Annotated in this window: 14 protein-coding genes; 8 read left to right on the forward strand and 6 right to left on the reverse strand. The window is 61.4% G+C overall.

The genetic code is table 11. The features are described from left to right. Positions 1–72: 72 nt before the first annotated feature. Complete coding sequence (locus QLG12_RS17180) at positions 73–357, forward strand: hypothetical protein (protein WP_236193911.1); 285 nt, start codon at positions 73–75, stop codon at positions 355–357. Here QLG12_RS17180 and QLG12_RS17185 read toward each other — a convergent pair. After that, the gene (locus QLG12_RS17185) at positions 354–827 is read right to left on the reverse strand and encodes a cyclic nucleotide-binding domain-containing protein (RefSeq protein ID WP_007956482.1); all 474 of its coding nucleotides are present in this window, start codon (positions 825–827) and stop codon (positions 354–356) included. The genes QLG12_RS17180 and QLG12_RS17185 overlap by 4 nt on opposite strands. A 140-nt stretch (positions 828–967) precedes the next feature. Next, complete coding sequence (locus QLG12_RS17190; protein ID WP_282474959.1) at positions 968–3,022, reverse strand: S9 family peptidase; 2,055 nt, start codon at positions 3,020–3,022, stop codon at positions 968–970. A gap of 99 nt (positions 3,023–3,121) precedes the next feature. Between QLG12_RS17190 and QLG12_RS17195 the strand changes: the two genes are divergently transcribed. Genes QLG12_RS17195 through QLG12_RS17205 form a run of 3 tightly spaced genes read left to right on the forward strand, consistent with a single transcriptional unit; the run spans position 3,122 to position 4,972 of the window. Next, a complete protein-coding gene (locus QLG12_RS17195) occupies positions 3,122–3,622 on the forward strand; it encodes a hypothetical protein (protein WP_064383140.1) in 501 nt (166 codons plus the stop codon). Positions 3,623–3,638: 16 nt separating this feature from the next. Continuing rightward, complete coding sequence (locus QLG12_RS17200; protein WP_025110635.1) at positions 3,639–4,415, forward strand: class II glutamine amidotransferase; 777 nt, start codon at positions 3,639–3,641, stop codon at positions 4,413–4,415. A gap of 14 nt (positions 4,416–4,429) precedes the next feature. Beyond that, the gene (locus QLG12_RS17205) at positions 4,430–4,972 is read left to right on the forward strand and encodes a DUF2937 family protein (RefSeq protein ID WP_007956487.1); all 543 of its coding nucleotides are present in this window, start codon (positions 4,430–4,432) and stop codon (positions 4,970–4,972) included. 34 nt (positions 4,973–5,006) lie between these two features. On the opposite strand, the gene QLG12_RS17210 is transcribed toward QLG12_RS17205, so the two are convergent. Continuing rightward, entirely contained in the window at positions 5,007–5,918 is a 912-nt protein-coding gene (locus tag QLG12_RS17210) for a LysR family transcriptional regulator (protein WP_197871669.1), read from the reverse strand. Between the two features lie 146 nt (positions 5,919–6,064). Here QLG12_RS17210 and QLG12_RS17215 point away from each other — a divergent pair, with 146 nt between their 5' ends. The 4 genes from QLG12_RS17215 to QLG12_RS17230 all read left to right on the forward strand — a co-directional run bounded on the left by QLG12_RS17215 (position 6,065) and on the right by QLG12_RS17230 (position 9,791). Beyond that, positions 6,065–7,351, forward strand: a complete 1,287-nt coding sequence (locus tag QLG12_RS17215; RefSeq protein ID WP_236193908.1) for an MFS transporter — start codon at positions 6,065–6,067, stop codon at positions 7,349–7,351. 66 nt (positions 7,352–7,417) lie between these two features. Further along, a complete protein-coding gene (locus QLG12_RS17220) occupies positions 7,418–8,170 on the forward strand; it encodes a 5-oxoprolinase subunit PxpA (RefSeq protein ID WP_197871673.1) in 753 nt (250 codons plus the stop codon). After that, positions 8,167–8,871: an allophanate hydrolase subunit 1 gene (locus QLG12_RS17225; protein ID WP_282474960.1), complete on the forward strand. Its 705-nt coding sequence runs from the start codon at positions 8,167–8,169 to the stop codon at positions 8,869–8,871. The genes QLG12_RS17220 and QLG12_RS17225 overlap by 4 nt, the downstream gene beginning before the upstream one ends. After that, positions 8,868–9,791 (forward strand): biotin-dependent carboxyltransferase family protein, encoded by a 924-nt coding sequence (locus tag QLG12_RS17230; protein ID WP_282474961.1) that lies wholly within the window; start codon positions 8,868–8,870, stop codon positions 9,789–9,791. Before QLG12_RS17225 ends, QLG12_RS17230 begins: the two co-directional genes overlap by 4 nt. A 115-nt stretch (positions 9,792–9,906) precedes the next feature. On the opposite strand, the gene QLG12_RS17235 is transcribed toward QLG12_RS17230, so the two are convergent. From QLG12_RS17235 to QLG12_RS17245, 3 genes are all read right to left on the reverse strand, one after another. After that, on the reverse strand, positions 9,907–11,085 hold the full coding sequence (locus QLG12_RS17235) for a VWA domain-containing protein (protein WP_007956512.1): 1,179 nt from the start codon (positions 11,083–11,085) through the stop codon (positions 9,907–9,909). A 12-nt stretch (positions 11,086–11,097) separates the two neighbouring features. Then, positions 11,098–11,943, reverse strand: coding sequence for a MoxR family ATPase (locus QLG12_RS17240; protein ID WP_007911294.1), 846 nt, complete (start codon positions 11,941–11,943; stop codon positions 11,098–11,100). 174 nt (positions 11,944–12,117) lie between these two features. Further along, positions 12,118–13,194, reverse strand: coding sequence for a DUF748 domain-containing protein (locus tag QLG12_RS17245; protein ID WP_282474962.1), 1,077 nt, complete (start codon positions 13,192–13,194; stop codon positions 12,118–12,120). Positions 13,195–13,224 lie beyond the last annotated feature (30 nt).

The following is a 13,224-nucleotide window of genomic DNA, read 5'->3' on the forward strand; positions in this document are numbered from 1 at the left end:
CTACAGGGGGGGAAGGCAAGCCGGCGCGTTGGGAGTAGCCTGAAGGCAGACTTCAGGCCAACGGAGCCCTTGATGAAGCGCACCATTCTAACGGTCATTACCCTGGCCGCGCTCTCGATAACTGCCGTACAGGCGCAACAGACGATTCCCGTCAGCCCGACACCGCAACCGGGCTCGCCCGGCACGGCGACGCCAACCCCGTATCCGCAGATCAGTCCGGTGCCGATTCCCAAGGCCGGCCCCGGTAGTGGCGGCCCGCCGCTGGTGCCGATCGAAATGCCCAGCCCGCCAACCAAGGATCAGCCCTTGCCGGGCCTGGAACAGAATGAAAGCAAAGCCAAATCCCCGGGGGGCTAGATCTGCTGGGCGGCGAGCTGGCCGTCAGCCATGCGCAGGCGTTTGGACAGGGAGACGGCGAGGGCGCGGATGATCTTGGCGGCGATCTTCGGCGCATCGTTGAGCATTTTTTCCAGCGAATCCTTGCCGAGGTTGAGCAACTGACAGTTGCTCGCCGCCACGCAGGTCGCCGAACGGCGTTCGCCGTCGAGTACGGCCATTTCGCCGAACGCCCGGCCGCTGCGCAGGGTGGCCATGGTCACAACCTGACCGTCGCCGCCGGTTTTCTGCACGGCCACCTGGCCGGTGTGGATGATGCACATGAAACTGCCGGCATCGCCTTCGCGAAAGATCGCTTCGCCTTCAGCCACGGTGCTGATGCTGAAGTAGCCCGAGGCGGCGGCGAAATCCGCCAGTTGCAATTGATCGAACAGGCCGCAGTCCATCAGCCAGTCGCGGATTTCGTTGTTCAGTAGGGTTGGTTCTGACATGTCGTCACAGTCTTTTTGTTTTTCACGGTTTCCGCGCGTTACACATTCCTTGTGGGAGCGGGCTTGTCCGCTCCCACAGGGTTCTATGTGTATCGGCTCTTAATGTCTGGAATTAAGACCCAAGTGACCGGCGGAGTTCCTCAGGCGATGCCCAGAACCTTGAAAACAAATGCATATTCGAGCGCTACGTCACGTAATCCCTGATAACGCCCGCTCATGCCGCCGTGGCCGGCGCCCAGTTCAGTTTTGAGCAGCAGCAGATTGTCATCGGTCTTGGTCGCGCGCAATTTCGCCACCCACTTGGCCGCTTCCCAATACTGCACGCGGCTGTCGTTGTAGCCGGCGATCACCAGTGTTGCGGGATACGCCTGCGCGGTGACGTTTTCGTACGGCGCGTAGGCCTTGATCCGCTCGTAGACCTCCGGTTCTTCCGGGTTGCCCCACTCGTCGTATTCGGTGACGGTCAGCGGCAGATCCGGGTCGAGCATGGTGTTGAGCACGTCGACGAACGGCACTTCGGCAATCGCCACGCCGAACAGATCCGGACGCTGGTTGAGCACCGCGCCGATCAACAAACCACCGGCGCTGCCACCGCTGATCGCCAGTTGTGGCGCGGTGGTGATGCCGTTGAGGATCAGAAATTCGGCGCAGGCAATGAAGTCGCTGAAGGTGTTGTGCTTGTGCTCCTGCTTGCCGGCGCGGTACCAGGCTTCGCCCAGTTCACCACCGCCGCGAACGTGGGCGATGGCGAACGCCATGCCGCGATCCAGCAGGCTCAGGCGGGCGTGGGAAAACCACGGATCGAGGCTCGAACCGTAAGCGCCGTAACCGTACAGGTACAGCGGCACGGGTTTGCCGACCATTTCCCGTTTCATCACCACACTGATCGGCACCTGGGTGCCGTCCGGTGCAGTCGCCCACAGGCGCTGGCTGACGTAGGCGTCGGCGTCGAACGGGCCGAGCACCGGGGTTTCCTTGAGGACGGACTGTTCGCCGGTGGCGAGGATCAGTTGCCGAACCTGAGCCGGACGATTCAGCGCTTCATAGCGCAGGCGAATGCGGTCGCTTTGGAATTCCAGGCTGTTTTGCACATAGAGGCTGTAGGCCGCGTCTGGCAATTGCACGCGATAAGGCGCCAGACCGTGTGGACGAACTTCGATGATCGGCAGACCACCTTCACGCAGGCTCAGGGTCAGGGCTTCGGCGTTGAGGGTCACGCCATCGAGCATTACCGAATCGCTGTGCGGGATCAGGTTCTGCCAGTCGGCTTCGCTCGGTGCAATACCGGTGTCCGGCGCCTGATACAGGGCGAAGTTGATGCCGTCGCGGTTGGTGCGGATGAACCAGGTCCATTCGCCATCGAGCTTGCCGTGATCGACGTCGTATTCGTGATCCTCGACCCGTGGCGCCAGGCAAGTGAATGGCTGCTGCGGCTGATTGGCATCCAGCGCCCAGACTTCGCTGGTGGTCTTGCTACCCAGCGACAACAGCAATTGCTGCTCGGAGCTGGCGCGGTAGCAATGCAGGAAGAAACGCCCGTCCGGTTCGTGGAATACCTCTTCGGCGGCGGTGCCGTCCAGGCGGTAGCGGAACAGTTTGTGCGGGCGATGGGTGTCGTCGAGCACGCCGAAGAACAGGGTCAGGCTGTCATTGGCCCAAGTCATGCTGCCGTCGCAGTCCTGGAATTCCAGTTCGCTGACACGCTCGCTGGGTAATTCCTTCACGAACAGCGTGTAAATCTCGTCGCCCGAGGCATCAACGCTGTAGGCCAGGCGCTGGTGATCCGGGCTGATGCTGAACGCGCCGAGGGAGAAAAAGCCGCCATTGGCCAGAGCATTCGGGTCGAGCAGCAGCTGTTCGCGGCTTTCGTCGAGGGTCAGGCTGTCGTCGGCCGGACGCGGGCAACGGTAGTGGCGAGCGTATTCGTCACCTGCGGTGGTGCGGGTGTAATACAGGTACGGGCCCCACGGCGAGGGGAGGGACAGGTCGGTTTCGAGGATCCGGCCCTTGATCTCTTCGAACAGGGTTTCGCGCAGTTCGGCCTGATCGGCGGTCTGCGCCTGCTGGTAGTCGTTTTCAGCCTTGAGGTAGTCGAGCACCGCGTCGGTGTCGCGTTCCTGCAGCCAGGCGTACGGGTCGTGACCGGCGGCCTTGTGGGCAATCGGGGCGCTGATGACGTTGGCGGATACGGGCATGGAAAGCTCTCGGACATGACAAATAAGGGCCGCACGGACGGCGGGGAAGCCTGACGTGCGAAAAGTCGTTACTATAAGCGCCTCTTTGCCTGCCTTGCCATGGACACCATGACCGAGAACGACTATCTGATCGCCTGGGGCCTTTACGCCTTTGCCGCCGTGGGCTGCCTGCTGGTGTGGATGCGCATGACCCGCTGGATGTGGCGCTGGCTGCGCGAGCCGCTGCGTGTATTGATGGCGGTGTTGCTGTTCAGCCCGACCATCATTGACCCGGTGAAGGAAAAATTCGCGCCGGCCATCGCCATCACCGCGCTGGATCTGGCGTTCAAGGTTGGCAACAACGCCTGGCGCGCCATTTCCGAACTGCTCATGTACGCCATGATCGCGTTCGGCCTGTACCTGATTTTCGTGCTGATCCGCTTCCCGATCGAGCGCGCTTCGAACGCTCGCAAGGAACAGGCCGAAGCGGCTCGCGCAGCCGCCCGCGCCGAAGACGAGCGTGACGCCGATCAACCGTTCGGCGGCGCCGGCGATGACCGCTACGGTCGCCCGCCGGTACCGAGCAATCCGCAGCGCATGCGGGTCGAGCCGCGGCTGTAATCACGAGAGTCCGCACATGTGTGAATTACTGGGCATGAGTGCCAACGTGCCGACCGACATCGTGTTCAGCTTCACCGGGTTGATGCAGCGCGGTGGTCGCACCGGGCCACACCGCGACGGCTGGGGCATTGCCTTCTACGAAGGGCGCGGCTTGCGCCTGTTCCAGGACCCGGCGGCCAGCAGCGAGTCGGAAGTCGCCAATCTGGTGCAGCGCTATCCGATCAAGAGTGAAGTGGTCATCGGTCATATCCGTCAGGCCAACGTCGGCAAGGTCTGCCTGTCCAACACCCACCCGTTCGTCCGCGAACTGTGGGGGCGCAACTGGTGCTTCGCGCACAACGGCCAGCTCGCCGATTTCACCCCGATCAAGAGTTTTTACCGCCCGGTCGGCGATACCGACAGCGAAGCGGCGTTCTGCGATTTGCTCAATCGCGTACGTGCAGCGTTTCCGGAACCGGTCGATATAGAAGTGCTGCTGCCGGATCTGGTCGCGGCCTGCGCCGAATATCGCAGTAAGGGCGTGTTCAACTGCCTGCTGAGCGACGGCGACTGGCTGTTCTGCTATTGCTCGACCAAACTGGCGCAGATCACCCGACGCGCTCCGTTTGGCCCGGCGCGGCTCAAGGACGTCGATGTGATCGTCGATTTCCAGGCCGAAACCACGCCCAACGACGTGGTGACGGTGATTGCCACCGAACCCTTGACCGAAAACGAAACCTGGACCCGCTACGAACCGGGCCAATGGAGCCTGTGGCGACGCGGCGAATGCGTCAGCCAGGGCACGACCGAATAAAGGATCTCTCCTCGATGTTGCTCAGTTATCTACGGCTGGTGTTGTTTGCGGCGGGCCTGTTGATCGGCGTCCAGGTGCCCGGCTTCATCAACGATTACGCCAAGCGGGTCGAAGCGCACCTGATCGAGGCGCAGACCGGTCTGCGCGGCTTCCAGGGCACCGCCGAGCAGTTTTTCAAGGGTGATATCCAGGCGCTGGTCGCCCACTATCGCGCCAGCGAAGACCCGGTGTTTCGCAGCGATGCCGACAGCTTGAGCACTTTGCTCAACCGTCAGCTGGCGCTGGACAAGCAATTCCAGGCGATGCAAGGCCCGTGGTACATCCGCTTCCTGCAAGTGGTGCTGGCCGCCGATCCGGATATCCGCAAGGAAACCTGGAACGGCTACAGCTACCAGATCCTGCTGACGCCGGAAGCGATGATCTGGGGCATGAGCGGCGCGCTGCTGCTGTCGTTCGGCCTGGAGTGCCTGTTCCGTCTGATCGACTGGGTGGTGCTGGGCGGCAAGCGCCTGCGCCAGAGCCGGCCGATCGAAGACCGGGATGTGCGCGGGCTGTAAGCTTCGATGCATCGTTCCCACGCAGTGGGAACGATCAACTTAAAGCGATGTAATCCTTGCCCACCTTGCGCGCATATTCCTCCAGCACCTGCTGACACAGCGTCACAATCTCCTCGACCCATTCCACACCGACCCGCCACGACACCACGACTTGCAGGTTTGGCGGGCGCTGTTCGATGTCGAGCAAGGTCAGTTCGCCCCGCGCCAGTTCCTCGGCCACCAGCACCGGCGGCAACGCGCCAATGCCGAACCCGTCGCGTAACAGCCGGGTAATCGCCGACACCGAATTCACACAGTTCAACCGTGGCGCCAACACACCTTGGGTCTGCATCAACGCCAGGATGTCCTGGTGCGGCCGGGAGTTTTTCGAGTAGGTGATGATCCGTTCCTGGGCCAGGTCGGCGAGGCTTTGATAGTCGCGGTTGTAGATCGAGTTGCTGGCGACGATCCAGCCGATGGGGTGGCTGGCCAGTTCCAGGCTGCGCACGCTTTCCTGGCGCACGAGATCGGTTTGCAGAATCAGATCGAGAAAGCCTTTTTGCAGCTGATCGCAGAGGTTCAGCGAGGTATCCGCCACCAGCTCGATTTCCACCCGTGGGTACAGATCGGTCATCTGCGCCACCAGCGGGCTGAGCCAAGTGTGGATCACCGTATCCATCACCCCGATCCGTACCCGGCCGACCTTGCTTGATCGGGTCTCGATCGACTGTTTCAGCGCCTGCATCGTGTCGAGCATCTGCTCGGCATAGTCCAGCACTTTCAAACCTTCGGGCGTCAGGCTGACGCCGCGTGAATCGCGCAGGAACAGCTTCACCCCGAGCTCGCCTTCGAGCACCGCGATCCGGCTCGAGATCGAGGCCTGAGTGGTGAACAGCTTGTCGGCGGTCAGGCGAAAACTTTTCAGCCGGGCGACCCAGACGAAGGTTTCGAGAAACTTCAGGTTCATGGCAACAAATTTTTCTTATGTCTTGGGCGGGTTTTTATTCGTTGGACGCGACCGGGTGACGCACCCAAGAATCGACGCATCCGGTTCCCACGATAGGCGTCGTCGGAACTTCGAACAAGACCAATAAAAGCCTGCGGAGACATGCCATGAGCGCGCCCGACACCCTCGACCTCCCCAAGACTGCGGCCCGTCCCGGCCCGTTCGACTGGTATCGCAACATCAATCAGCAGGAGCGCCGCACCTTCTGGAGCTGCAAGATCGGCTACGGTCTGGACGGCATGGACACCCAGATGCTCAGCTTCGTGGTGCCGACCCTGATCGCGATGTGGGGCATCACCACCGGCGAAGCCGGCCTGATCCACACCAGCACCCTGATCGCTTCGGCCATCGGCGGTTGGGTGGCGGGGATTCTCTCCGACCGCATCGGCCGCGTGCGCACTTTGCAACTGACGGTGTTGTGGTTTGCGTTTTTCACCTTCCTCTGCGGCTTTGCTCAGAACTACGAGCAATTACTGATCGCCCGCACCCTGATGGGCTTCGGTTTCGGCGGCGAGTGGACGGCTGGCGCAGTGCTGATCGGTGAAGTGATCCGCGCCAAGGATCGCGGCAAGGCAGTAGGCATGGTGCAATCCGGCTGGGCCTTGGGTTGGGGCCTGACGGCGATTCTCTATGCGCTGCTGTTCTCGGTGCTGCCGCCGGAGGATGCCTGGCGTGCACTGTTTATCCTCGGCATCGTGCCGGCGGTGTTCGTGATTTTTGTCCGGCGTCTGGTGAAAGATCCTGAGATTTATCGCGAAGCCAAGGCCAGGCAAACCCCGGACAGCCCTTCGAAGTTCTACGAGATCTTCGCCCCCGGCATGCTCTTCACCACGATTCGCGCCTCGTTGCTGACCACTGGCGCCCTCGGCGGTTATTACGCGATTACCTCCTGGCTGCCGACTTTTCTGAAGAACGAACGCGGTTTGAGCGTACTCGGCACCGGCGGTTATCTGGCGATGGTGATCATCGGTTCCTACGCCGGTTACGTGATCAGCGCCTATTTGACCGACCTGCTGGGCCGCAAGAGGAACTTCATCCTGTTCGCGGTCGGCTCGTTCACCATCGTTCTGCTCTACACCCAATTGCCGGTCAGCAACGGCGTGATGCTGTGGCTGGGTTTCCCGCTGGGCTTTTTCGCCTCGGGGATTTTCAGTGGGATGGGCGCGTTTCTCACTGAGTTGTTCCCGACGCGGATTCGCGGTTCGGGGCAGGGCTTCTGCTACAACATTGGCCGGGCGCTGGCGGCGTTGTTCCCGCTGCTGATCGGCCTGCTGAGCCAGAAAGTGCCGCTGAGTGTCGGCATCGGTGCCTTTGCGGCAGTGTCCTACGGCGTGGTGATCCTCGCGGCATTGAGCCTGCCGGAAACCCGTGGCAAGCAACTGGACGCGCAGTAACTGATAACCTGCGGGACACTGTCTGTCCCACGGCAAAAAAAGAAAAGAACTACAGGAGTGTTCACCGTGAGCCGCCTGCTATTGAACTGTGACATCGGCGAGAGCTTCGGCAGCTGGACCATGGGTCTGGACGCGGAAGTCATGCCCTTCATCGACTGCGCCAACATTGCCTGCGGTTTCCACGCCGGCGACCCGGGCATCATGCGCAAGACCGTCAGCCTGGCCCTCAGTCATGGCGTGCAGATCGGCGCGCATCCGGCCTATCAGGATCTGGTGGGGTTCGGCCGACGTTCCATGGCCTACACCGCCCAGGAACTGCAAGACATCCTGCATTACCAGATCGGCGCCCTCGACGGCATTTGCCGTGCCCAGGGTGGCAAAGTCAGTTACGTCAAACCCCACGGCGCGATGTACAACGACATGATGGCCAACCCGGCGCAGTTGCGGGCGGTGATTCAGGCCGTCGCGGCTTACGACCGCAGCTTGCCGCTGATGCTGATGGCAACCCGCGACAACACAGCGGCGCAACAGCTTGGCGACGAATACGGCATGACTCTGTGGTTCGAAGCCTTCGCCGACCGCGCCTACGACAGCGCCGGCCGACTGGTTTCGCGACAACTGCCGGGCGCGGTGCACCACGATTGCGAAACCATCATCGGCCAAGCGCTGACCATCGCCCGTGGCGACAACCTCACCGCCAGCGACGGCAGCGTGCTGCACCTGCAAGCCAACACCTTGTGCGTGCATGGTGACAACGCCAGTTCGGTGGCCGCCGTGCAGCGCATTCGTCAGGCCTTGAACGAGCAGAGCGCGCCATGAATCCGCGGGTGGAAGTGGTGGCGCTGGATTGCCTGATGCTGCGCCTGTTCGATGAAATCGCCGAAGCCAACATGCCGTGGATGCTCGCCGCCAGCGAGCGGTTGCGCGCGGTGTTCGGCGAACATCTGATCGATCTGGTGCCGTCGTACACCACGTTGATGGTGCATTACGATCTGACCGCGTTGAGCCCGAATCAGGCGCGGGAGTTGATCGCCGAAGCGCTGATCGACCTGTCGCCGAATGCGCGCACCGGCGGCCAGTGCCATGTGCTGCCGGTGTGGTACGACCTGAGCGTCGGACCGGAATTGAGCCTGCTGTCGCAACGCAGCGGTTTGTCGGTGGACGAAGTGATCCGCCGCCACAGTGCCCGTGAATATCAGGTGTTCGCCCTAGGCTTTGCACCGGGGTTTGCCTTCATGGGCCTGGTGGAAGAAATCCTCGCGGCGCCGCGTCTGAATACCCCACGCAAGAAAGTCGCCGCCGGCAGCGTCGGCATCGCCGAACGGCAGACAGCGGCGTATCCGGTGGTGTCCCCCGGTGGCTGGAACCTGATCGGTCGCACACCGGCAAAGTTGTTCGACCGTGAACGCGATGGCTACAGCCTCATGCAGCCCGGCGATACCGTGCGTTTTGAAGCAGTGAGCCATGCCGAATTCATCCGCCTCGGCGGTGACGACACGCCTCTGGAGGCCCTCGCATGAGCCGACTGACGATTGAAGCGAGTACGTCGCTGTGCCTGTTGCAGGATGCCGGCCGGTTTGGCGTACGGCATCTGGGCGTGACCCAGGGCGGCGCGGTGGACTGGCGGTCGATGGCCTGGGCCAACTGGCTGCTGGGCAATGGCTTGGATGTGCCGGTGATCGAAATCACCCTCGGCGGGTTTACGGTGGTGGCGCAAGAGGATTGTCTGCTGGCATTGGCTGGCGCGGATCTTGGCGCGCAGATCGACGGTGAGGCGTTGGCGCCGTGGCGCAGTTTCAAGTTGCGTAAAGGGCAGACCTTGACGTTCACCCAGCCGTTGCTGGGCGCGCGGGCCTATCTGGCGGCGCCCGGTGGTTTCAGTGCGCCGCAAGTGTTGGGCAGCAGTGCCACGGTCGTACGCGAAGAGCTTGGCGGGCTCGATGGTTTTGGCCTGCCGCTGGCCAAGGGCGCTTCGCTGAGTTATCAGGGCGAAACCCTGTTGGTGCGCGAGGTGCCGGCGGAGCATCGACCGGATCTGCGCCTCGACGCACCGCTCGATCTGGTGCTCGGCGCGCAGATCGGTCAGTTCAGCGGGCAGAGCCTGTTCGATGCCTTCAACAGTGCCTGGACGCTGGACAGTCGCGCCGACCGAATGGGCATTCGGTGGCTGGGGACGGCGTTGCAGTATCAGGGCAAACCGATGATTTCCGAGGGCATTCCGCTGGGCGCGGTGCAGGTGCCGCCGGACGGGCAGCCGATTGTGTTGCTCAATGATCGGCAGACCATTGGCGGCTATCCGCGATTGGGCGCGTTGACGCCGTTGGCGCTGGCGCGGCTGGCACAGTGTCTGCCGGGAGCGAAGGTCAGATTGCGCCCGGTGGTACAGGACGTCGCACACCGGGAACACGTCGAATATCTGCGCCAGTTCAAACAACGCTAAAAGCATCGCTGGCAAGCCAGCTCCCACAGTGTTCGGCGGTGCTCACAAGATTTGTGTTCACCTCGATCCCTGTGGGAGCTGGCTTGCCAGCGATGGCGTCAGTCCAGACAACGAATTACTTGGACAGAAACCGCATCCCTTCTTCCAGCCCGCGCAGGGTCAACGGATACATCTGATCCTCGATCAAATCCCGCACGATGTTGGTCGATGAGGTGTAGCCCCACGTATCTTTCGGGTACGGATTGATCCAGATGAGCTTCTTGTACTTCTCCATGAAGCGCTGCATCCACACGTAACCCGGCTCTTCGTTCCAGTGCTCGACGCTGCCGCCGGCCTGGGTGATTTCATAAGGCGCCATCGCCGCGTCACCGATGAAAATCACTTTGTAGTCGGCGCCGTACTTGTGCAGCAGGTCTTGGGTCGACGTGCGCTCGGAGGTGCGACGCATGTTGTTCTTCCACACCGATTCATAAATGAAGTTGTGGAAGTAGAAGTACTCCAGATGCTTGAACTCGGTCTTGCAGGCCGAGAACAGTTCCTCGCAGATCTTCACGTGGGCATCCATCGAGCCGCCAATGTCGAACAGCAGCAACAGCTTCACCGTGTTGCGCCGTTCCGGGCGCATCTGGATGTTAAGCAGACCGGCGTCCTTGGCGGTGTGGTCGATGGTGCCGTCGATGTCCAGTTCTTCCGCCGCGCCCTGACGCGCGAATTTGCGCAGGCGGCGCAGGGCGACCTTGATGTTGCGGGTGCCCAGTTCCACGGAGTCGTCGAGGTTCTTGTACTCGCGCTGATCCCAGACTTTCACCGCTTTGCCCTGGCGCTTGCCGGCATCGCCGACCCGAATGCCTTCCGGGTTGAAACCGCCGGAGCCGAACGGGCTGGTGCCGCCGGTGCCGATCCATTTGTTGCCGCCGGCGTGGCGTTCCTTCTGTTCTTCCAGGCGTTTCTTGAACTCCTCGATCAGCTTGTCCAGGCCGCCGAGGGACTGGATCTGCGCGCGTTCCTCATCGGTCAGCGAGCGCTCGAATTCCTTGCGCAGCCAGTCTTCGGGAATCAGCGCCTGCAAGTGATCGTCGAGCTTTTCCAGGCCATTGAAGTAGGCGCCGAACGCACGGTCGAACTTGTCGAAATGCCGTTCGTCCTTCACCAGAATCGCCCGCGACAAGTAGTAGAACTCGTCCATGTCGGCGAACGTCACGCGCTGTTTCAGCGCGTTGATCAGGTCGAGCAGCTCGCGCACCGACACCGGCACCTTGGCTGCGCGCATTTCGTTGAACAGGTTGAGCAACATGGCGTCAGCCTCTTAGCGGGTGCCGCGACGGCTCATGAACGCCAGGCGCTCAAGCAATTGCACGTCTTGTTCGTTCTTCACCAGCGCACCGGCCAGCGGCGGTATGGCTTTGGTCGGATCGCGTTCGCGCAGAACGGCTTCGCCGATGTTGTCGGCCATCAGCAGCTTCAGCCAGTCCACCAGTTCCGAGGTCGACGGCTTCTTCTTCAGGCCCGGCACCTTGCGCACGTCGAAGAACACGTCCAGCGCTTCACTGACCAGATCCTTCTTGATGTCCGGGTAGTGCACGTCGACGATTTTCTGCAGGGTGGTGCGGTCGGGGAAGGCGATGTAGTGGAAGAAGCAGCGGCGCAGGAAGGCGTCCGGCAGTTCTTTTTCGTTGTTGGAGGTAATGATGATGATCGGGCGCTTCTTGGCCTTGATCGTCTCGTCGATCTCGTAAACGTAGAACTCCATCTTGTCGAGTTCTTGCAGCAGGTCGTTGGGGAACTCGATGTCGGCCTTGTCGATTTCGTCGATCAGCAGAATGACCCGCTCTTCGGACTCGAACGCTTCCCAGAGCTTGCCCTTCTTCAGGTAGTTGCGCACGTCGTGGACTTTTTCATTGCCCAGTTGCGAGTCGCGCAGACGGCTGACCGCATCGTACTCGTACAGGCCCTGATGGGCCTTGGTGGTGGACTTGATGTGCCAGGTGATCAGCTTGGCGCCGAACGATTCGGCCAGTTGCTCGGCGAGCATGGTCTTGCCGGTACCCGGTTCGCCCTTGACCAGCAGCGGCCGCTCCAGGGTGATGGCGGCGTTGACCGCCAGCTTCAGGTCATCGGTGGCGACGTAGGCCTGGGTGCCTTCGAACTTCATCTGCTAATCCTCGAACGGTAACGCCGACCTGAACGGGCAGGGCGGGGGCGAAATAATCGAATGCCCGACTATAACGCGCGGCCCGGTCGACTGTGAACGCAGACGGCTTATTCAGTCTCTGAATGGGGCGTCACATGTTGACTCGGTTTCGGCCGAGAGCGAGTTGAGCAAGCGCTATCCGGCATCCGGCTTCGGCCGTTCATACCGGGCATTGAAGGCCTGAATGAATCCGTTGCGCAAAATCTGCAAAAACGCTTCGAACGCGTTGATATCCTGCTGGTGCACGCTGCCGCTGAGTTCGACTCGGGTGGCGAACTGGTTCTTGCCCTGGTTTTTCAGCACGGTTTCGGTGCCGCCGACCAGTGCTTCCCAGATCGAGCGGAAGATCCCCTTGTTCTTGTTCTCGACATCCTGCTGCCAGTTGAAGACGTCGACGTCGCGCAGCAGCGGTTTGATGTAGCCCTTGAGCTGGCCCTTGTTGGCGGCGGCTTCGATGACCACGTCGCCGTGGCCGGCGTTGAAGTCGAATTTGCCGTAGGCCGAGGCGAAGTCGTTCGTGCGCTTGAGTTGGATGTCGCGGGCCCGCAGGCGAAATTCGAAGTCTTCGAAATTGCTCAAGGGGTCGAAGGTGGCTGTGGTTTCCAGCGGGGCATGGCCCAGCAGCAGGGCCTTGCCTTCGAAGCGAGCGTCGCGTTTGCCCTCCTTGTCGACCACGTTGGTCAGGTTATAAATGCTGGCGTCGACGTTGGTTGCATTCATGTTTACCGGTGGTTTGGAGTTGAAGTTGCGAAAGCTGATCCGCCCATCGCTGATCTGCACTTCGTCGAGCGTGATAGGCAACAGTTTGCCCAGTTGCTCACGCCAGTCGGTGCCCTGACCGGTCTGGGAGTTCTGCTTGTTGGCACCACCATCGACAAAGTTCACCTGAGGTTTAAAGAATTTCACCTGCGCCACGACAGCATGGTCGTACCAAAGCGAGTGCCAACTGACAGACAGGTCGATAACCGGCGCATCGACGAATGGCACCGGTACCTTGCCCTCGGCCTTGACGATTTTCAGGCCATTGATCTTGTAGGCCCCGCGCCAGAGCGCCAGGTCAACGTCGGTGATCTGGCCGCGGTAGTCGCCCATGTTGGCCAGTTTGTCATTCAGATAGTCGCGCACCAGATAGGGCAGGGCGATGTGCAGGGCGATCAGCAGAACAACTGTGGTGGCAAGAGTCCACAACGGCCAGCGGTAGCGACGCTTCATGGCAATAGATCCCGAACGATATAAGGCGGT

The organism is Pseudomonas sp. V88_4, assembly GCF_029967985.1.
Classification (GTDB): Bacteria; Pseudomonadota; Gammaproteobacteria; order Pseudomonadales; family Pseudomonadaceae; genus Aquipseudomonas; species Aquipseudomonas glycinae.